The sequence below is a fragment of the Giesbergeria sinuosa genome (assembly GCF_042652905.1).
Classification (GTDB): Bacteria; Pseudomonadota; Gammaproteobacteria; order Burkholderiales; family Burkholderiaceae_C; genus Simplicispira; species Simplicispira sinuosa.
In genome coordinates, this window is the sequence record NZ_JBHSHJ010000004.1 from 181,751 (window position 1) to 200,597 (window position 18,847).

18 protein-coding genes are annotated in these 18,847 nt (G+C 60.0%); 5 read left to right on the forward strand and 13 right to left on the reverse strand.

From position 1 onward, the window contains the following. Positions 1–3 precede the first annotated feature (3 nt). From ACFO6X_RS07430 to ACFO6X_RS07440, 3 genes are read right to left on the reverse strand one after another with little or no spacing between them, the layout of a single operon-like run. On the reverse strand, positions 4–1,011 hold the full coding sequence (locus ACFO6X_RS07430; protein WP_382431592.1) for an HD-GYP domain-containing protein: 1,008 nt from the start codon (positions 1,009–1,011) through the stop codon (positions 4–6). Positions 1,012–1,024: 13 nt separating this feature from the next. Next, the gene (locus ACFO6X_RS07435; RefSeq protein WP_382431594.1) at positions 1,025–1,687 is read right to left on the reverse strand and encodes a retropepsin-like aspartic protease family protein; all 663 of its coding nucleotides are present in this window, start codon (positions 1,685–1,687) and stop codon (positions 1,025–1,027) included. Between the two features lie 33 nt (positions 1,688–1,720). Next, positions 1,721–2,206, reverse strand: a complete 486-nt coding sequence (locus ACFO6X_RS07440) for a YajQ family cyclic di-GMP-binding protein (protein ID WP_382431596.1) — start codon at positions 2,204–2,206, stop codon at positions 1,721–1,723. A 73-nt stretch (positions 2,207–2,279) separates the two neighbouring features. Between ACFO6X_RS07440 and murB the strand changes: the two genes are divergently transcribed. After that, positions 2,280–3,350, forward strand: a complete 1,071-nt coding sequence (gene murB / locus ACFO6X_RS07445; protein ID WP_382431598.1) for a UDP-N-acetylmuramate dehydrogenase — start codon at positions 2,280–2,282, stop codon at positions 3,348–3,350. 12 nt (positions 3,351–3,362) lie between these two features. Here murB and ACFO6X_RS07450 read toward each other — a convergent pair whose 3' ends face one another. The 7 genes from ACFO6X_RS07450 to ACFO6X_RS07480 all read right to left on the reverse strand — a co-directional run bounded on the left by ACFO6X_RS07450 (position 3,363) and on the right by ACFO6X_RS07480 (position 11,042). After that, entirely contained in the window at positions 3,363–3,938 is a 576-nt protein-coding gene (locus ACFO6X_RS07450) for a DUF2242 domain-containing protein (RefSeq protein ID WP_382431600.1), read from the reverse strand. Continuing rightward, the gene (locus tag ACFO6X_RS07455; protein ID WP_382431602.1) at positions 3,935–4,354 is read right to left on the reverse strand and encodes an RNA-binding S4 domain-containing protein; all 420 of its coding nucleotides are present in this window, start codon (positions 4,352–4,354) and stop codon (positions 3,935–3,937) included. The genes ACFO6X_RS07450 and ACFO6X_RS07455 overlap by 4 nt, the downstream gene beginning before the upstream one ends. A gap of 120 nt (positions 4,355–4,474) precedes the next feature. Continuing rightward, on the reverse strand, positions 4,475–6,325 hold the full coding sequence (locus tag ACFO6X_RS07460; protein WP_382431604.1) for a Na/Pi cotransporter family protein: 1,851 nt from the start codon (positions 6,323–6,325) through the stop codon (positions 4,475–4,477). Positions 6,326–6,370: 45 nt separating this feature from the next. Beyond that, positions 6,371–8,812, reverse strand: coding sequence for a Lon protease family protein (locus tag ACFO6X_RS07465; protein WP_382431606.1), 2,442 nt, complete (start codon positions 8,810–8,812; stop codon positions 6,371–6,373). 28 nt (positions 8,813–8,840) lie between these two features. Then, the gene (gene hemH, locus ACFO6X_RS07470) at positions 8,841–9,956 is read right to left on the reverse strand and encodes a ferrochelatase (protein ID WP_382431608.1); all 1,116 of its coding nucleotides are present in this window, start codon (positions 9,954–9,956) and stop codon (positions 8,841–8,843) included. Continuing rightward, positions 9,956–10,588 (reverse strand): Lcl C-terminal domain-containing protein, encoded by a 633-nt coding sequence (locus ACFO6X_RS07475; protein ID WP_382431610.1) that lies wholly within the window; start codon positions 10,586–10,588, stop codon positions 9,956–9,958. Before ACFO6X_RS07475 ends, hemH begins: the two co-directional genes overlap by 1 nt. A 91-nt stretch (positions 10,589–10,679) precedes the next feature. Further along, the gene (locus ACFO6X_RS07480) at positions 10,680–11,042 is read right to left on the reverse strand and encodes a TraR/DksA family transcriptional regulator (RefSeq protein WP_382431612.1); all 363 of its coding nucleotides are present in this window, start codon (positions 11,040–11,042) and stop codon (positions 10,680–10,682) included. A 221-nt stretch (positions 11,043–11,263) separates the two neighbouring features. Between ACFO6X_RS07480 and ACFO6X_RS07485 the strand changes: the two genes are divergently transcribed. Together ACFO6X_RS07485 and ACFO6X_RS07490 are read left to right on the forward strand one after the other, a co-directional pair. Then, positions 11,264–11,950, forward strand: coding sequence for an HAD-IA family hydrolase (locus ACFO6X_RS07485; RefSeq protein WP_382431614.1), 687 nt, complete (start codon positions 11,264–11,266; stop codon positions 11,948–11,950). A gap of 136 nt (positions 11,951–12,086) precedes the next feature. Next, positions 12,087–12,299 (forward strand): DUF2788 domain-containing protein, encoded by a 213-nt coding sequence (locus tag ACFO6X_RS07490; protein WP_382431781.1) that lies wholly within the window; start codon positions 12,087–12,089, stop codon positions 12,297–12,299. A 16-nt stretch (positions 12,300–12,315) separates the two neighbouring features. Here ACFO6X_RS07490 and hpnE read toward each other — a convergent pair whose 3' ends face one another. Together hpnE and hpnD are read right to left on the reverse strand one after the other, a co-directional pair. After that, a complete protein-coding gene (gene hpnE / locus ACFO6X_RS07495) occupies positions 12,316–13,650 on the reverse strand; it encodes a hydroxysqualene dehydroxylase HpnE (RefSeq protein ID WP_382431616.1) in 1,335 nt (444 codons plus the stop codon). Next, entirely contained in the window at positions 13,647–14,486 is an 840-nt protein-coding gene (gene hpnD / locus ACFO6X_RS07500) for a presqualene diphosphate synthase HpnD (RefSeq protein WP_382431783.1), read from the reverse strand. Before hpnD ends, hpnE begins: the two co-directional genes overlap by 4 nt. Before the next feature lie 105 nt (positions 14,487–14,591). Here hpnD and ACFO6X_RS07505 point away from each other — a divergent pair, with 105 nt between their 5' ends. After that, positions 14,592–16,232: a methyl-accepting chemotaxis protein gene (locus ACFO6X_RS07505; RefSeq protein ID WP_382431618.1), complete on the forward strand. Its 1,641-nt coding sequence runs from the start codon at positions 14,592–14,594 to the stop codon at positions 16,230–16,232. A 129-nt stretch (positions 16,233–16,361) separates the two neighbouring features. Next, positions 16,362–17,975: a FapA family protein gene (locus ACFO6X_RS07510; RefSeq protein ID WP_382431620.1), complete on the forward strand. Its 1,614-nt coding sequence runs from the start codon at positions 16,362–16,364 to the stop codon at positions 17,973–17,975. A 12-nt stretch (positions 17,976–17,987) separates the two neighbouring features. Here the strand turns inward: ACFO6X_RS07510 and hpnC are convergent, their stop codons facing one another. Next, positions 17,988–18,839 (reverse strand): squalene synthase HpnC, encoded by an 852-nt coding sequence (gene hpnC / locus ACFO6X_RS07515; RefSeq protein WP_382431785.1) that lies wholly within the window; start codon positions 18,837–18,839, stop codon positions 17,988–17,990. Positions 18,840–18,847 lie beyond the last annotated feature (8 nt).

Below are 18,847 nucleotides of genomic sequence, written 5' to 3' on the forward strand. Positions count from 1 at the left end.
CAGCTACAGCCCTCCCGGTTGTGTGACCAAACTGGTGCTGCGTTGGGCGGCATACAGTCCCACGCGCACCATAGTGCGGTGGTTCAGTTCCATCGTTACGGTAGCGCGCGGCAGAGACGATTGGATCTGGGGTTTGCTGTCAGCGGTTTGGTGCAGGCGGGCTGGGCTGTATTGTTTGCCTTGGCGGTCGGCCAAACGGGCCACTAAGGGCAGGTTGGCTTTGTCGCTGCGGCGCAGCACGATGGCGGTATCGCCATTGTCCAGACGGACAAAGGTGCCCGGTGGACACAAGCCAATGCTGCGCACCAGCAAATAGCCTACCTCGTCACGCTGGTCAATGCCGGGGCCGACCAACGCCCGTACCGAGTCGGTGGCACTGCGCCCAGGGCGGCTGTGGCGTGGGCTGATCATGGCCGCATAGCGGTCGATGGTATTGAGCACACGGGTAAGGCGGTCTACTTCTTCCAGCGCCGCCAACGGTGTGCGTTGGGGCAGGTTGACATGGTGTTGGCCCACCACGTCTAGCCACAGGTGGTCGGTCACATACAGCCGCTCCAGAATGGCCTGCCCCTCTTCGGGGTGCTTGCGAATGGCTTCTTGCTGGGCGGCACTGGGGCGCTCGTGCTGATTGGCCAGTTCATCTTGCAAGGCCGTCATGCCGACGTTCATGGTCAGGGCGGCGCGCACCAAGGCGTTGCGCTCGCGCAGCGTCAGTGCCAACTCGCCTGCCATGATGTGGCACAGGGTGGCGCACACCAAGGCGTGCGAGGTGCTGTAGCCCACCGTGGAAGTGGACGCCAACTGAAACATCAAATACAGCGCAGCGTCAATGTCGTGCGCCACCAAGTCTTGCAACCAGCGGTCACATTGGCGCACCTTGGCGGCAAAATTCCGGGCCTGCATGGGATGCGCCAGCAACACCGACAGGGTGGATTCCAGATCGGCCCACAGACCTAGCAAATCTTCGTATTCCTCGTCTTGGGCGGCACGATGCTGTACTCTGGGATTCATGGTGGGCAGGCGCTCAACGGCGCTTCTCCAGCACCATCTGGTCTGGGGTGCGTGTCATCTGAAAATGGTTGAGAAAATTATTGCCCAGCAGCACATAAGGCATGGGTTGGGGCGTGACTACAGCCTCAATGCCATAGACCTGCACATCACCTAGGCGCACACTGTCGAGGCGCAAACGCCAGCCTTGGGCGGTGCCGTTGGCGGTGCTCATGCGCACGGGTTGACCGCTGCGGTAGTCTAGCCCTAGGCGCTGGGCTTGGGCCTGCCCCAGGGCAATGGTAGATGCCCCGGTATCGATCATGAACGGCATGGGCTGGCCATTGATTTGCCCTTGTTGGACAAAATGCCCTCGGGCATCGGCCATCAGCACCACACGCCGACCACTGCCGCCACCGCTGCCACCCACGCTCACAGGGGCTTGGCCCAGTTGTAGTGTGCTACGGCTGCCCGCCACCTCTACCACGGCCTCGTCTTTGCCTACCGAAATCACCCGCACTCCTAGGTGTGTTTCACCGGCTGCCATAGCCCGTGGCGCACCGTTGCCCACCACCAGCAGTGCCTTGTGCCCCAGCACGCCGCTCAAGGCTACGGTTTGTGCTGGCGTCAGTGTGGGGGCCAGCGCCAACAGCACCGCTGCCAGCGCCGAGCCGATGGGAGGCCGAAAGAGTGGGGGCATGGTGGGGTGTGCGCAGTGCTGTGGCGGTCTGGCTCAGTCGCGGAAGTTGTTGAACGACAGCGGCATATCGGCAATCTCTTTGCGGATCAGGGCCATGGCAGCTTGCAAGTCATCACGTTTGGCTCCCGTAACGCGCACCTTCTCGTCTTGAATGGCCGCTTGCAGTTTGAGTTTGCTCTCTTTGATGAGCTTTTGCAGCTTCTTGGCCAATTCGCCCTCGATGCCGTTGCGCACCTTGATGACCTGCTTGACCTTATCGCCGCCCACCTTTTGTGGCTTGCCAATGTCCAGAAAGCGCACGTCCACATTGCGTTTGGTCAATTTGTTGCGCAACAGGTCTTCTACTTGCTGGAGCTGGAATTCTGCATCACCAAACAGGGTGATTTCTTTGTCTTTGAGCTCAATGCCCGCAGAGGTGCCCTTGAAGTCAAAGCGGGTACCAATTTCTTTGGCCGCGTTGTCCACGGCATTCTTTACTTCGACAAAATCGGCTTCGCAAACGGTATCAAACGATGGCATGGTCGGTTTCTTTCCAAAAACAGGTGACGCACACAAGACTGTGCCCTATAGGGCTGGTGCGACAATCCGGGCGATGTTAGTCGAGAAAAACGTTTCCTTACAGCCTTGCAACACCTTTGGCATCATGGCCCGTGCCCAAACCTTGGTGCGGGTGCGCAGCGTAGACGATCTGTACGCCTTGCGCACCGACCCTTTGCTGGGGCGTCAGCCTTGGCTGATGCTGGGCGGCGGCAGCAATATCGTCTTTACCGGTGATGTGGCGGCTGTGGTGCTGAAAATGGAAATTCGGGGCCGTCGGCTGGTGCAAGAGACCGAGCGTGCTTGGATAGTGGAGGTAGGCGCTGGTGAGTCTTGGCACGACACCGTGGCTTGGACGTTGGCGCAGGGCTGGCCAGGGTTGGAGAACATGGCCTTGATTCCGGGCACGGTGGGCGCAGCGCCGGTACAAAACATCGGTGCCTATGGTGTTGAGCTGCAAGACCGTTTTGATGCTCTGGATGCCATCGACATGGCCACAGGCCAGACCTTTACCTTGGATGCCGCCCAGTGCGCCTTTGGCTACCGAGACTCGGTGTTCAAGCATCTGCCTGCACCCGGCACTGCCGATGGTTTGCCGCGCGGCATGGGGTTGGCTGGGCGTGCCATCATTACGCAGGTGCGTTTGCGTTTGCCCAAGCCCTGGAAGCCTGAGCTGGGCTATCTGGAGTTGGAGCGCCGCCGGGCCCAAGAAGGGGTGCAGCAACCCTGTGCGCAGCAGATTTTTGACTGGGTGTGCGAAATTCGCCGCGCCAAGTTGCCCGATCCGGCGGTGATTGGCAATGCGGGCAGTTTTTTCAAGAACCCCACGGTCACGCCAGAGCAGTGCCAAGACATCATCGCCAGAGATCCCAAGATCGTGCATTACCCTATGCCCGATGGCACCATCAAGCTGGCCGCAGGCTGGATGATTGATGCCTGCGGCTGGAAAGGCAAAACCGTGGGCCAAGCGGCTGTTTATGAAAAACAGGCGCTGGTGCTGGTCAATCGGGGCAGAGGTGAGAGCAGCGTCACTGGCGGCGAAGTGATGACGCTGGCCAAGGCCATTCAGACCAGCGTTTACGAACGCTTTGGCATCCGGCTGGAGCCAGAGCCTGTGGTGGTGTAGTGCGGTGCTGCTTCAGGAGTCCGGTGGCGTGCCATCGAGCAGGTAACGCTTGACCAGATCAAAGAAACTCTCGTAGAAGCTGTCGGAGGAGATGGTCTGGCTGCCCACCTTGACCAATGATTCGCCACCCGAAGTAAATGGCAGTGATACCGACCCCACACCCCCAACCCCCAAGCTGGCAGAGTTGTTGATCTTTTTGAGGGTGTAACTGTCTTGCACGGCCGTGACAAAGCCCAAGCTGACCGCACCGTTGTTGCCTTCGGGCACGCAGACAACCCGGATCAACATTTGCAGGTGGGTGTCGCCATTGGGCTGAAAGTTTTTCTTGCCCTCGATCAGGTCGGGGCGGCTGGTTTCAATGATGTAGCCCTGGCTGAGTAGTGCGCGGCGCGCAGCCTCGCAGGTTTGTGCCGGGGCAGCATCAAAGAGCCGTGAATAAGTCGCCACCGAGGAGAAATTCTCCTGTGGCCCCAGCACTTTGGTGCGGTTGGTTGCGCAGCCAGTCAGCAGTGCCAGACAGCACAGGCTGGCTGCCCAGGCCACACGGTGTTTGCCAGAAAAGGAGGGAAGGGGGTGAAGATGGCTCATTTTTCTACCGAGGCACTCCAACGGTCGCCCCAATCTCGGGCCCGTTCGAGTTCACGCCGGTTGCGTTTGGTGGGGCGGCCTTCGTGCAGGCTGGCGGCGGGTTCTGGGGCCAAGCGGCGCTGTTCGGCAGCCTGCTCGCGGGCCAAGAGGCTGTCAGCGGTTTCTTGGTACAACTGTTGTGCCACAGGGGCGGGGCCACGGGTATGGCTGATGCCTAGCACCAGCACTGTGCGTGGCACCTGTCCTTGGCGCAGAGACACCGTGTCGCCAGGGCGTACCTCGCGTGCGGCCTTCACAGCCTGACCATTGACGCTGACACGGCCTTTGGCAATCTCCTCAGCCGCCAGGCTGCGGGTTTTGAAAAAGCGCGCGCACCACAACCATTTGTCGATGCGCAAGGTTTCGGGTGGGTTCATGGCAAGGGTGGGTGGAGCATAGACTGGACAGATGTGGCTGGCACGGCAAAATCAAAGCCTGCAACTGTGCAACAAAATGGTGGTGGGGCTGGAATCATCAGGTGCATGGCGGTTGGGGCTTCATGCGGGGGCGTTGGGGTTGCGCATGGGATCGGTATCTTGTGGCACCGGGGCCAAGTCGGACAAGCGCGCCAGCCGCTCTGCGGCTTTATAGCCTTGCTCTACTGCACGGCGCAAGTCGCTCAGGCGTGCCAGCCAGTCGTATACCGCACTCACCTCCACCGCCCCGCCTGCACCGGCGTGCAACAAAGCGGCTTTGGCGGCCTGATAGCTGTCTTCAAAACTATCGCGTGCTTCGGCCAGCAGCCATTCATTGCCTGGGCCTTGCTGTTCTCCCTCGGGATCGGCGGCGGTAAAAAAATCCAGTGCCGCCTGAAACACCGGCACCACGCAAGCGACGATATCGCCGCTGGGCGTATGCGGGTGGTCGCCACTGGCATGGGCCGTATCCGCAGGCATTGCAGCGGTGGGGGTATTGGTGGGGGTCAGTATCTGTTGTAGCGCGTTGGGCAGTATCAGCAGTGAGGGGCCAGGGCTGGCCGTGGCCGGTTCGGGCCGGGGCATATGCCAGCCTTGCAGACCCACATGGTGCATCACACGCGCCAAGGTATCAAAGTGGGTGGCAATGCGCAACAGCTCGGGCAGTTGGCTCGACACATCCAAGGGCATGGGCTGGCGGCTGAGTTCGCCCACAAAGTGACCAATAGCGCGTTGCAGGTGCTCCACGGTCTCTAGCTCGCGGGCCAGTTGCTGGTCGGCGTGGGCTGGCGCAGCAGCCCAGGGCAAGGCCAAGGGGTTTAGGCGGGTGGCGTGGCTTCCCAGTTGGACTGCCAAATGGCCCATGCGGGCCAACTCACGCCGCAGGGCTTGCAAGGCCAGCACGGGCACGGCAGTGACGTTGCGGTCTAGGTAGCGTGGACGGGCCAGATCCTCATTGCTTTTGCCAAACCTGGCCAGCAGGAACGGAACCAGCCAGCGCGAGAGTGGCCACATGAGCAGGACACCCAGAAAATTGAAGGCGGTGTGAAACACCACCAGTTGTGTCACAGCGTCTCCACTGCCCACGGCACCCACGCTGATGGCATGGATCAGCCCCAGCAAGGGCGATAGCAGCGCCATGGCCACCACTGCCGTGACGGCGTTGAAAAACACATGCGCTGCGGCCAGACGCCGGGCATTGGCCGTGGCACCAATGGCGGCCAGAATGCCAGTCAGTGTGGTGCCCACATTGGCCCCAATCACCATGCCCGCGCCCACTTCCACCGTCATCATGCCCCCGGCCACGGCAGTGAGCACCAGCGTCAGGGTGGCTGATGAGGCTTGCAAAACGATAGTCAGCGCCAGCCCAATCAGCATGGCCGTGCTCACGCCGTGCCAGTCGTTGCCCAATTGGGGCAAAGATTCTGGCCCCAGCCCCGCAAAGCCGTTTTTGAGCATATCAATACCCAAAAACAGCACACCAAACCCCGCTAGCGCCATGCCCAGACCAGCCCGGCGCGTGCCCGATCCGGTGAGTTTGAGCGCCATGCCAATGCCGATAAAGGGCAGGGCAAAGGCGTCAATTTTCATTTTGAAGCCAATCCAAGCCACCAGCCAGCCCGTGACCGAAGAGCCTAAGTTGGAGCCAAACACCACCCAAAGTGCTGAAGAAAACGTGAGCAGCCCTGCATTGACAAAGCCAATGGCAGCTACCGTCATGGCGGTGGACGATTGCACCAGCGCCGTGAGCAAAATGCCCGTGATCAGTCCGTGCAGGCGGGTGCGTGTCCAAGCCGCCAAAATCCGCTCTAAGGCCCGACCTGCGGCCAATTTGAGGCCATCGGTCAGCATGGTCATGCCCAACAGGAACAAACCAATGCCGCCCAGCAGGGCGATGAGCATCATCGTGGGCGAAGGGGCCGCAGAGGTCATTGTTTTATCCTCCTGCAAAGGGCGATAGGCTGTGGGGGGACAGGTTTATGATGGGCGCCGTGATGGCCGTGTGCGTGCCGCAGCCTGACAGGCGCGGCGAAAGCGGCGCAGTGTTTGTTCGGCCAGTGCAAGCACGCTGCCTGTTTCTGCCGTCATGCGGGTGGCGTCCACGCCGGGGGTGCAGCCCGTGAGCAGGGCGATGCCATCACCCACATGGCTGGCCGTGTAGATATGAAATTGCCCTTGCGCCACCGCTTGCACAATGTGTGGCTCTAACATCAGGTGGTGGCGGTTGCGCGCTGGAATCAATACGCCTTGGCTGCCATCCAAGCCTGCTGCCGCGCAGGTGCGATACCAACCCTCGATTTTTTCATTGATACCACCCACGGGCAGCACCTCGCCATGCTGGTTCAAGGCACCAGTCACGGCAATGCCTTGTGCCAATGGCAAACCCGACAGCGCCGACAACAGGGCATACAGCTCGGCGCAGGAGGCCGAATCGCCCTCAACGCCGCTGTATTCTTGCTCAAACACAATCGATGCGTTCAGCGCCAGCGGGGCAATGTGTCCAAACAGCGCCATCAGGTAGCTGTGCAGAATCAGCACCCCTTTGTCGTGGATGGGGCCAGACATTTCTACTTCGCGTTCTATGTTGAGCAGTCCTTCGTGCCCCGCAAAGGCCCGTGCCGTGATGCGCACCGGAAAGCCAAAGCGGTAGTCGCCCAAGTCAATTTGTGTCAGGGCATTGATCTGGCCGATGTGGCTCCCGCGCAAACTCAGCAGCCGTTCGCCATCGGCGATGGATTCGTGCAGCTGTTCTTCGGGGTAGTTGTGGCGCAAGATGCGCGCTTGCAGGGCAGCGTCGATGTCGTAGGCTTCCACCAGTGTGCCATTGCGGCTGCTGCATTGGGCGGCACTCTCGATAGCCAGTGCCTCGGTTTGGGCAAACAAGGCGCTCTGGCGCGTTTGGTCGTCCGCCTCGCGGTGGCTTTGCTCTAGCAGCCGGGCCACAGCCGCCGCAGAAAAATGGGTGAGCTGGCGCTTGCGCACCGTTTGGGCGATAAAAACGGCAGTGTTGTGCCGGGTGTGTGCCGTAGCACGAAAAGATTCGACAAAATCGACCTTGACACGAAAGCGCCGGGCCACTTCGGGGTCGCCTTCTTGCAGGGCGTAATATTCTTCCACCGAGCCAATCAGCACAATTTTGACGTCTACCTGCACGGCCTCGGGTTGCAGCGCCACCGTAGCCAACTGGCCGTGTGGTGCGCCTGGCTCCTCAATTTGCAGCCGGTTGCAGCGCAAAAAGCGGCGCAGACGCTCCCACAAGCCCTCATCCTCTAGCAGGTCGCGCAGGTGCAGCATTAAGAAGCCGCCATGTGCCCGCAGCAAGCTACCGGCATGGATGCAGGAAAAATCGGCCAGCAGCATGTCGTCTTGGGCTTGGTATTCGATGCTGCCAAACAGGGTGCGCACCTGCGGGTTGTCTTCAATCAGCACTGGGGCGCTGTTCAGTCCGGCGTTGTCTACCACCAGATTGACATGGCAACGCGCCAGCAGGTCTTCCAGATCGTCCTTGCGCTCTTCTTCAGCAGCCTCGTTGGCGGACTCGCTGCCCACAAACAGTTCCAGATGCTCCAGTACCTCTTTTTGCACTTGGGCCAGCCATTGTGTCAGGCGGGTGTGGTTGGTCTCTGGAGTCTCTGGTGCCACTTGCAGACTGTGGAGCACCGTTTGCAAGGCCTGCTCTACCAAGGGCTGCGCTGTTTGGCGGCGCAATTGCTCTAGTGCCTCGTCGCGAGCGCGCTCCAATGGGCGGGTGGTATCGAGAAAATGGGCAATTTCTGCACGTAAACGCTGTTCAGCCGCCTCTATTTCAGTGCGGCGCTCACGGGGCAGGGCATGGGCCTCGTTCTCGGTGAGGGGGTGGCCTTTGGCGCCCAATAGCGTAAAAACCATGTGACCGTTATCGCGGCTGAGGCGAAAGTGCAGCGTCTCGGCCAAGGCATCCAGTGCGGCAAAGGCGGCGTTTTCTTGCGTTTGGTAGGTTTTTTCGATGCGTTCGGCTTCGGCACGAAAGTCGGCTCCCTCTAGCCGCTTGGGTAGCTCGGTTTGTAAGGTGCGGGTGCATTGCTCCATGCCTTGGCGCAACAGGCGGCCCTGGCCTGCAGGCAGACGCAGTGCATGGGGATGCTCGGGCGTATCAAAGTCGTGCAAGTAGCAGACGTCGGGTGGCACGGGGCGCTCTTGGGCCACTGCTTGCATGGCTTGGCGCAACAGGGAGGTGCGCCCGCTGCCCACTTCCCCCAGCACAAACAGATGGTAGTCGGGTTGGAGCAGTCCCAGACCAAATTGGGCTGCCGCTTGTGCGCGCTCTTGGCCTATCCAAGGTACTGGCAGCCCTTGCAGTTCTGCGGTGCTGGCAAAACCTAGGGTGGCCGGATCGATGGTCAGTCGCAGTTGGTGGGGGGCAAGGGCGGCAGCAGGCATGGATGGGTGTGGTGGAGGGGACAAGTGGTTAATCGGGGGCTTGGCAGACGCCGTTGGGCGCACCACCAGCCAAGGCGTGGGCCTTGGCGCTGGCCTGTGCTAGCCGGTCAGGGGCTTGGGTGGGCCAGCCCTGCAGGTGTTGCTGTGCAATGTGTTGCAGGGCCGCAATCCAGCTGGGGCTATCGTTGAGGCAGGCAATGTAGTGGAACTCTTTGCCCCCCGCGTGCAAAAAGGCCTCGCGCGCTTCTTGGTTGATCTCTTCCAGCGTCTCTAGGCAGTCGCTGCTAAAGCCGGGGCAGATCACATCCACCCGGCCTACCCCAGACTGGGCCAGTTGTACCAGAGTGGGTTCGGTATAGGGTTGCAACCACTTGGCCTTGCCAAAACGAGACTGAAAGGTGACTTGATAGTCGTCTGGGTGCAAACCCATGCGCTCGGCTAGCAGGCGCGCGGTTTTATGGCTTTCGCAGTGGTAGGGGTCGCCCAGGTGCAAAGTGCGCTCAGGCACGCCATGAAAGCTCATCACCAACTTGTCGGGGGGGCCGTGGTGTTTCCAGTGGGCCTTGAGGCTGGTGGCCAAGGCGTCGATGTAGCCTGCATCGTCGTGGTAGTGGTTGACAAAGCGCAGCTCGGGAATGTGGCGTGTGCGCGCGGCCCAAGCATAGACTGCATCCAACACACTGGCTGTGGTGGGGCCAGAGTATTGTGGGTATAGCGGCAGTATGAGGATGCGTGTGGCGCCTTCGGCTTTCAGGCTGTCGAGTTGGCTGGCAATAGAAGGGTTGCCATAGCGCATGGCATGTCGCACCAGCACCTGTTGTCCAGCATCGTCCAGCGCATCGTGCAGCAAGGCCGCCTGCTTGGCCGTCCAAACGGCCAGGGGGGAGCCTTCGGGCGTCCAAATGCTGGCGTATTTGGCGGCTGATTTGCGGGGGCGGGTGCGCAAAATGATGCCGTGCAGAATCAGCCACCACAGCGGTTTGGGAATTTCTACCACCCGCTGATCGGACAAAAACTGCCCCAGGTAGCGCCGTAGCGCCGATGCGGTGGGGGCATCGGGTGTGCCCAAGTTGCACAGCAAAATGGCTGTGCGGGCTGCCTGCCCGTGGGTGTAGGGAGGTTCGGTATGAAAGGGCATGGGCATCAATCCAGAGAGCGCACCAAGCGCAGAGCCAGGGGGGTGGTTTTGGGCAGGTCGCTCGTGGCCTCGCCGGTTCGGGTGTCTAGTGCCCAACCTAGCAGGGGGGATAGTCTGCTGCCGCCCTCGCCTGTGCGGCCTTGGGAAATGTTGGAGTAGTCGTACTGGTTGCCCGTGCTGTGCTGAATAGACGGGGTCGATGTCCAGTGCAGTTCGGTGGGCGATTTAGGAAACAGCCCCGGATGCAAACCGGGTGGTTTGCCATATTTTTCTACCAGATGCCGCAACTCGGCCACACGCGGCAGCCGCCAGCGCACACCCTCTGATTGGCTGCGTGCAGCTGCCAGCTCCAGTGCATCGGCATACTGGAACAACATGCGTTGCCCGATGCAGGTATTGCCCGTCCAGCGCATACCTTCGGCGCAGCGGGGCCATGCCAGTCGGCTGCGCAGGTCAAGGACATACTCGCCATCGGTGGAGATGATCAGGTGCGGCGGTGTGGGTGTGGCGGGGGGGCTGGGCAGTTCTGGGGTGATGGTCACGGTGATGCCACCTGATGCGGCCTGTGCCAGTGCCCGGACAGGAGCAGCACCCGCCACCAAACAAGCCAATGCACACAGAGCCGGGGAAAAAAGCATGGAGCTGAACATGGTAGGACGCCATCAACCAAAATAGAAAGATCACCAAAGCCTGTGCAGGGGCCAGACAGCGCCCGACCCCTGTAGGCTTTTAGTGTGCCTTGTGGTGTTGTTGTTCCCAGCGTGACTTGCAGGCCACGCAGTGCTGTGTTTGTGGCTCGATCTTGAGGCGCTCAAATGGGATATGGCAGCCACATTCGCCGCACAGGCCATAACTGCCGTCCTCCAAGGTCTTGAGGGCGTGGTCAATGCGTTGGATGTCGGCAGCCTCAATGTCGGTCAGCGCCTGTTCCACTTCGCGGGCCACATTGCGTTGCACCATGCCACCTTCATCGGCAGAAGGGGGGGCGAGGTTTTCGCGCTTTTGTGCGATTTGTGCCAGCAATTCGCTGCGGTGGGTTTGCAGCAGGGCTTTGAGTTCATCGCGTTGGGCTGCGGTCAGTGCTTGGGGCATGTGCTTCTCCTGTAGGGGAATGGGATCAAAAAAGATGGGCCTGGGGCCACGGTTCCAGAATACCCGCTTCAGCACCCGATGCAGGGCAAATGCAGCAACAATCGGGGTTTCTTGCGTGGGCGCGTGCATTGTGGCTGTGGTACTGCTCCATTCTGTGCTGCGTCTGTCCTTTGGTTTTTCTTTTGGTGCCCTGTCTTTCTGTGTCTGTACCTTGCCTTGATTTGGAACGTATCCGAGCCATCACTCTGGACTTAGATGACACCCTTTGGCCTGTTTGGCCCGCAATTGACCGTGCCGAGGTGGTGCTGCAAGCTTGGTTGGCCGATCATGCCCCCGCCACCCATGCGCTGTATGCAGAGCCAGGCGCCTTGCGGGCTGTTCGCAACCGCATGAATACTGAACGCCCCGATCTGGCCTACGATCTGAGCGCCTTGCGCCGTGAATCCATCCGTGTGGCTTTGCAGCAAGCGGGAGACAATCCGGCGCTGGCCGAACCGGCGTTCGAGGTGTTTTTTGCCGAGCGCCAACGTGTAGAGCTTTTTGAGGGTGTCGCGTCGGCGTTGGAGTTTTTGGCGGCCCGCTATCCAGTGCTGGCACTCACCAATGGCAACGCCGATGTGCATCGCATTGGTATTGGTCAGTATTTTTGTGGCAGCGTTCATGCCTTACAGGCGGGTGTGGCCAAGCCGGATGTACGTATGTTCCAACTGGCGGCCCAAACTTTGCAATTGCCAGTGGAGGCTGTGCTGCATGTGGGCGATGATGCCGTGTTGGATGTGCAAGGCGCACGCCGGGCAGGAATGCAGGCCGTGTGGGTTAATACGGCAGCGCAGGCTTGGTCGTGCCCGAACGAGCCATTGCCTGTGACGGTGCCGGGGCTGCCTCAGCTGTGTAGCTTGTTGGTCTGAGCATCAGGCGGCGCTCAAACTCAAACCCCTGTTTGTGCTGCTGCTTTGGCGGGCGCAGGACAATATGGCCCTTGCTTTCTGGAGGTGTTTTTCTGATGTTGTCGTTTCCCCTGTTGGCGTTGCAGCGGTGGCTGCCATGATTTTTGGCTTTACTGAAGAGCAGATCGCCGATTTCTTTCTCACCTACGGTGTGGGTGCTTTTATTTTGTTGATGCTGTTCATCATTGGGCAGTTGGCTTGGCAGTCCAAGGCGGGCAAGTTTGGCACCATGATCATGTTCATTGGTCTGGGGCTGGGCATTCTGGGCTTTGTGGCCAAAATGGTGTTGCAAGCACTCTTGCAGCCCTGAACGGTGCCTACGCCCTTCAGGTGGACGGCTGGTCTAGTACGCCCAAGCCCGCTGCGGTGCCACTGCGCACGGCACCTTCTAGGGTGGCCGGGTAAGGGCCAGCAATATAGTCGCCGCAGGCCCACAGACCATTAGAGATTTTGCGTGCAGGCCGTTGTAACCCCGGAGTGCAGGCAAAAGTCGCGCGCTTCTCTATCACGGTTTGTATGGGCACCAAGCCTTCCAAGCCCAGTTCGCGGCGGGCTTGCTCCAGCACCTGCTCTTGCACGCTGCTGCGGTCACCTTGGCTGGCGCTGGCTACAAAGGCCAGCAGTCCGGCAGGGCCGCCCAGTTGGCCTCGGTCAAACACAAATTGTGCTGGCCCATGCAGGTGGCTGCGCAGGGTCATCATGGGGCGTTGCAACACCGGCCCAGGGCCAGACTCGGGCACGGGGGCTTGGGCGTAGACGGTGGCAATGGCTTGGAACTGTAGTGCTTGCGCTGCTGCGGTCCAGTCGCACAGAGGCACCACCATCGCGGGGGGGGCCGTTTGCACACAATGCGATACCAGCCGTGCTGCTTCACTGCTGGAGCAGGCCAGCACCACGGCATCGAAGGGGGTGCCATTGATCAGCCAGCGGCCACTTTGTGGCATGGCGTTGAGGGTGCGTGCCCGCACTCCAGTGCGCACAATCGAGCCTTGACCCCGCAACCAACGGGCGGCCGCCTCCGGAAACACCTCACCCAGATTGACGCGGGGGAGTAATAAATTGGAGCCCCCCTGACCACTGAACACGCTGTCATGCAGCACCCGTAAAAAAACTTGACCACTGGCCTGCATGGCGGGGGTATTGAGTGCGGCCACACACAGTGGGTCAATGAACTCATCCAGCAGGCGTTGGGGCAGGGCAGAACACAACTCGGCCACCGTGACATGGGCATCGCAGCGAAAACGCCGCAGCCGCCACTTCAGTGCCGTGCGTAGCAAGGCCAGTCGCTCGCTGCGTTGCCAGCCTCGGGCGCTGGCAATAGCCAGCAAAGCATCCCAAGGCGGTGGGAGCCGAGACCATTGCAACCCACTGCCGTCGGCAAAGCGCAGCGCCAGCGGCAAGCGCAGCAGTGCGGCGTCCACATCCACACCCACTTGGCGCATCAGCCGCAGGGATTCGGTGTAGGCTCCAATCAAGATGTGCTGCCCATTGTCTAGCACCAGGGGGGTGTCTTGGTTGTCACTGTGGCACAAAATGGCCCGCGCCCTGCCTCCAATAACGCGTGCTGCCTCAAACACAGTGGCACGGTGCCCGCCCTGCACCACGGCTATCGCAGCCGCCATGCCCGCCCAGCCCGCGCCGATAATGGCCACTTTTTTCACAGGCGCCCCAAGGCTTGGACTTTCCAGGCCAGCCAGAATTTGCGCAGTGGTGTCAGGCTGATGCGCTGGTGCAGCACTTGGAAGTTTTCATCCTCAATCTCACGCAGCAGGGTGCGGTAGATGCTGGCCATCATCAACCCGGGCTTTTGTGCGCGTCGGTCGGCTGTGGGCAGCAAGGCCAGCGCCTCGTCGTACAGCCGGTGCGCCCGTTCGGCCTCAAAACGCATCAGCGCCGTGAAGCGGTCAGAATATTCGCGTTTGATGATTTCGTGGGCTTTCACATCAAACTGCTGCAAATCGTTCACGGGCAGGTAAATACGCCCGCGCAACGCATCTTCACCCACATCACGCAAGATGTTGGTCAGTTGCAAGGCTTGGCCTAGGCGGTGGGCATATTGCGTGGTGGCCGGGTCGGTCTGGCCGAAGATTTGTGCCGCTACCTCGCCCACGATGCCCGCTACCAAATGGCAATAGCGTTGCAGGCCGGCATAGTCCAGATAGCGGGTTTGGTCTAAGTCCATCAGGCAGCCATCAATCACAGCCTGCAAATGGCGCTGTTCCATGTGGTAGCTGGCGGCGTGTGGCATCAAGGCCTGCATCACCGGATGGCTGGGCTGGCCTTGGAAGGCCCGATGCACCTCTGCCTGCCACCATACCAATTTGTTGCGGGCCACACTGGGGTCAGAGACCTCATCGACCACATCGTCAACCTCCCTGCAGAAGGCATAAAACGCAGTAATGGCCGCCCGCCGTGGTGGGGGCAGGAACAGGAAGGCGTAATAGAAGCTGCTGCCCGAGGCGGCGGCTTTTTGCTGGACGTACTGTTCCGGATTCATGGTGCGGGATTGTCCCATGATGCATGACCGCTTCGGCAGTGGCTCTCGGGCGCTATCATCGCCGCCACCTTGGCCTGTTGGTGCCACTTCTTTCGCTTGTTCCCCATGTTCAATAACCTGCGTATCACCCAGCGTTTTATCGTTATTCTTTTTGCGTACTGGATATCCTTTACCGCTGTGGTGGGAGTCAGTTTTTCTGGGTTGGTGGCTGCGCGTGACAGTCTGCGCATTGTCCATGATCAAGCCATGCAGCGGGCAATGATGGCCGAGGAGTCCATGAGCGCCACCGTGAGCAACCGGCTACAGGTGCTGCTGGCGTTTCAGCACGCCCCTGAGAATCCGTTGGCTGCCGTACACAACCACCCTACCAGCAACCATTTGGAGGCCATTGCCGAAACCCGTGCCAAAGCCAATACCATCAACAAGGCAATGGAAGATGGGATCGTGGACCCTGAGGAGCGCAAGGTATATGACGCTACCAAACCGATCCGGGCTGCTTGGCGAGTCAAGCTCGATGAGGCCACAGAGGCCATTCGTGTAGGCAACTTCAGTGCCGAGGTGCTGGAGCGGTTTTTGGTAGCCAGCCGCACCGAGGGCGAGGCTGTCATGAAGTCGATGTCGCAGTTTCGTGATTACCAAATGGGCCGTGCCCACCAGGCCTACCAAGAAGCGCAACAACGTTACGAAACCGGCCTGTGGGTCTTTGGTTTGACCACCCTGCTCGGCGGCATCCCTGCCACCTTCTTGGCACTGACGCTGCTGTCGCGTTTGCGTTCGGGCTTTGGCATGGCCATTGAGACAGCCCATGAGATTGCGGGCAACGATCTGTCGCGTCCAGTACCCCACGCAGGCCATGATGAAATTGGTACCCTGTTGGGCCAGATGGAAATCATGCGCAGCAATTTGCACCAAATTGTCAGCCAAGTGCGCCGGGGGGCCGATGCTATTGCGGGCGCAGCCTCTGAGGTGGCCACTGGTACCCATGATTTGTCTGAACGCACCGAATCCCAGGCCAGCTCGCTTCAACAAACAGCCTCTGCCACAGAGCAGCTCTCCGGCACGGTGCAGCACAATGCCGACAATGCCAGCCAAGCCAATCAACTGGCCTCTGCCGCCACTGGGGTGGCACAGCGCGGCGGTACGGTCGTGGCCCAAGTGGTCAACACGATGGAGGCCATCAATACGTCTTCGCGCAAGATTGCCGACATCATCGGGGTGATTGATGGCATTGCCTTTCAAACCAATATTTTGGCGCTCAATGCAGCCGTAGAGGCTGCAAGGGCAGGGGAGCAAGGGCGTGGTTTTGCCGTAGTGGCCAGCGAAGTGCGCAATTTGGCGGGGCGCAGTGCCCAAGCCGCCAAAGAAGTCCGTGTGCTGATCACTGACTCGGTAGACAAGGTCGGACTGGGCAGCAACCAAGTGTCACAAGCGGGTGCGACCATGCAAGAAATTGTCTCAGGCATTCAGCGGGTATCCGACATCGTGGGCGAAATTGCCTCGGCCAGTGTGCAACAGTCTTCGGGGCTGACCCAAATCAATCAGGCGGTGGCCCAGCTCGATGGTGTTACGCAGCAAAATGCGGCCTTGGTTGAACAAACTTCGGCAGCCTCCAGTGCCTTGCAGGAGCAGGCACGCCAATTGGCAGTGCTGGCGGCCTCCTTTACCTTGGAGCCTGCTGCCGGCCAAGCTACTGCGCCAATGCAGTACGCTGCTGCGCGGGCACCCGTGGCGCTGCTGGGGCGTTGATGTATTGCAGGCATTGTGGGGCAGGGCCAGTGCTGCTACCGTGTTGCACGGAGCGGGCGGGCATTGCCGTTCTTGACGTTGATGATGGCCGATTATCTTGGGCCTTGTGCTGATTCAGTGGGGAAATCCATGTCCGTTCTTCAAATTCCAGGTCTTTCCTTTGAGGAAGCTGATAACCAGATCCTGCTGGTGGCTTTGCCCGCACCAGATCGTGAGCCAATAGATGGCAACACCCTGCACCACTTGTTGGAGCAGGCGGGTTATGGCAATTGTTCGATCAATCAAGAGGCAGTCCAGAGTGCTGCCGAGATGTGCAATGTGCAGAAAGAACCGTTTGGTATCGAGCTTGCACGCCGCTACGATGCCGAGTACCAGGTTCACATTGCCTCGGATGGCATGAATGCCACCCTGACCATCATTCCGCCCATCGGCGGTAAGGCAGCCAACACAGAAGATGCTTTGCGTGCGCTCACCAAGGTGGGCGTTACCTTTGGCATTGACCAAATTGCCGTACAAGACGCCTGCCAGCGTGGCAGTTGTACCAATGTCATTGTGGCCCGCGGGCAAGATGCAGTCGATGGCAACGATGCCTTGTTTGAAGATTTGACGCCCCACACCGTAGACCGTGAGCCTAAGGTGGATGAGAACGGCTTGATCGATTACCGCGAACGTGGCGAGATCGTGGCGGTGCAGCCCGGCGATCTTTTGATGCGGCGCGTGCCAGCCACCACCGGCACCGATGGACAAAGTGTCAAGGGTGCCGTGGTCAAGGCCCAGCCGGGCCGGGATCGCTCCTTTGCTGCTGGGCTTCAAGGGGCCGAAGTCTCTGCAGACGACCCCTTTGTATTGGTGGCTGCGGTAGGGGGCTTGCCTGTGCGTGTCGACGCGGGGGTGAATGTAGAGCCGGTACTGCGCTTCAAAGAAGTCAACATGGCTACGGGCAACATCCACTTTGATGGCAGTGTGCATGTCACTGGCGAAGTGGTGCAGGGCATGACAGTGCATGCCACTGGCGACATCGTGGTCGATGGCATGGTGGACTCCGGCATTTTGCAGGCGGGTGGAGATGTGCGCATTGCCGGGGGCATTATTGGACGCTCCAAAATCCAGGCCGAAGGCTCTGTCACTGCCCGGTTTGCCGAGGGGGTAGAGATTCGTGCCGGTACCGTGATTGCCCTGAAAGACATGGCCTTGGAGTGCGAATTGCACGCCATCAACCAAATCACCATTGGCACCGGATCGCGCAAAACGGGACGCTTGGTGGGTGGAACGGCTTCGGCCATGATGGCGATTCGCGTGGCCACACTGGGCTCGGACAAAGGGGGCACAACCAAAGTGACTTTGGGGGTCAACCCAGCCCTTGATGCAGAGTATGCGGCCCTGCTCAAGCGTATTGAGGAGGAAAAAGCCCAAGAAACCCGTTTGGAGCAATTGGTCAAACAGCTCAAAACGGCAGACCCCAAGGGGCTGTTGGAGCGTGCCCGTGCTTCTTGGCAACAGGCCGTGCAAACCTGGGGAAAATCGCTCAAAGAGCGTGAAGCCCTAGAGAAAGAATTGGAAAAAGCCCGCCTTGCGCGCCTAGAAGTTACCGTAGGTACAGAAGGCACTGTAGAGATTGCCCTGTGCAAGCTGGTGGCCCGTTTGCGCCAAGATTTCAGTGCGGGCGCCTTCAATTTGGATGAAGGCGGCAATCTGATCTTCACGGGCCGTGATGGCAAGCCCGTTATTTTGGCGCTGGGCTAAGCGGTCTAGTTTCTACATCGCCAGCGCCCGCGCCAGCATCAGCGGCGCATCCCAGGCGCGTATGCGGGGGCGTTTTTGCAGGCTGGCCCCGTGCAAACGGTCTACCTTGTCTAAGATGCGCAGGCCTCCTTGCACCACCAACCGCAGTTCCCAGCCAATGCGCCCCGGCAGTTGGTGTACCAACGGCGCACCACGCAACATTTCGCTGCGTGCCCATTGCGCACAATCCATGACCAAGGCCACGCTGGCGGGGGTGAGTTGTTGGGCCAGTAGGTCGCTTTGTTGCACACCGTGGCGGGTGCAGTCGGCCTCGGGCAGGTAAAACCGGCCCCGTGGAATATCCACACTCAGGTCTTGCCAAAAATTGATCAGCTGTAGTGCTGTGCAGATGGCATCGCTTTGTTGTAAGGCAAGGGCGTCATGCACACCATACAGGTGCAACAGCAGCCGTCCGACCGGGTTGGCCGAGCGGCGGCAGTAATCCAGCAGTTCTGGGCGATGGGCATAGCCTGCGGCAGCGGCTGTTTTTTGCACATCCTGAATGAAGGCACTCAGCAATTCATCTAACAACACCACCGGCAGTTGGTGGCTGCGCAATACAGCGGCCAGCGGTTTGAACACCCCTGCCCAACGGGCATGGGGGGCGGCACCAGCCGCCGTGGCATGCAGTTCCATGCGGTAGGCCGTTAAGTCGGCCAGCCTATCCGATGCAGGGGCATCGCCTTCATCGGCGATGTCATCTGCAGTGCGTGCAAAGGCATAGATGGCTGCAATAGGTGGGCGCAGTGCGGGCGGGCACAGCAGCGAGGCCACCGGAAAATTTTCGTAGTGGGTTATGGATGGGGATTGAGTCACAGGCTGGATTGTCGCTT

Bases quoted from the DNA above. Each gene is read 5' to 3' on its own strand.
- ACFO6X_RS07430 (WP_382431592.1), bottom strand. From the start codon at position 1,011: ATGAATCCCAGAGTACAGCATCGTGCCGCCCAAGACGAGGAATACGAA.
- ACFO6X_RS07435 (WP_382431594.1), bottom strand. From the start codon at position 1,687: ATGCCCCCACTCTTTCGGCCTCCCATCGGCTCGGCGCTGGCAGCGGTG.
- ACFO6X_RS07440 (WP_382431596.1), bottom strand. From the start codon at position 2,206: ATGCCATCGTTTGATACCGTTTGCGAAGCCGATTTTGTCGAAGTAAAG.
- murB (WP_382431598.1), top strand. From the start codon at position 2,280: ATGTTAGTCGAGAAAAACGTTTCCTTACAGCCTTGCAACACCTTTGGC.
- ACFO6X_RS07450 (WP_382431600.1), bottom strand. From the start codon at position 3,938: ATGAGCCATCTTCACCCCCTTCCCTCCTTTTCTGGCAAACACCGTGTG.
- ACFO6X_RS07455 (WP_382431602.1), bottom strand. From the start codon at position 4,354: ATGAACCCACCCGAAACCTTGCGCATCGACAAATGGTTGTGGTGCGCG.
- ACFO6X_RS07460 (WP_382431604.1), bottom strand. From the start codon at position 6,325: ATGACCTCTGCGGCCCCTTCGCCCACGATGATGCTCATCGCCCTGCTG.
- ACFO6X_RS07465 (WP_382431606.1), bottom strand. From the start codon at position 8,812: ATGCCTGCTGCCGCCCTTGCCCCCCACCAACTGCGACTGACCATCGAT.
- hemH (WP_382431608.1), bottom strand. From the start codon at position 9,956: ATGCCCATGCCCTTTCATACCGAACCTCCCTACACCCACGGGCAGGCA.
- ACFO6X_RS07475 (WP_382431610.1), bottom strand. From the start codon at position 10,588: ATGCTTTTTTCCCCGGCTCTGTGTGCATTGGCTTGTTTGGTGGCGGGT.
- ACFO6X_RS07480 (WP_382431612.1), bottom strand. From the start codon at position 11,042: ATGCCCCAAGCACTGACCGCAGCCCAACGCGATGAACTCAAAGCCCTG.
- ACFO6X_RS07490 (WP_382431781.1), top strand. From the start codon at position 12,087: ATGATTTTTGGCTTTACTGAAGAGCAGATCGCCGATTTCTTTCTCACC.
- hpnD (WP_382431783.1), bottom strand. From the start codon at position 14,486: ATGAATCCGGAACAGTACGTCCAGCAAAAAGCCGCCGCCTCGGGCAGC.
- ACFO6X_RS07505 (WP_382431618.1), top strand. From the start codon at position 14,592: ATGTTCAATAACCTGCGTATCACCCAGCGTTTTATCGTTATTCTTTTT.
- ACFO6X_RS07510 (WP_382431620.1), top strand. From the start codon at position 16,362: ATGTCCGTTCTTCAAATTCCAGGTCTTTCCTTTGAGGAAGCTGATAAC.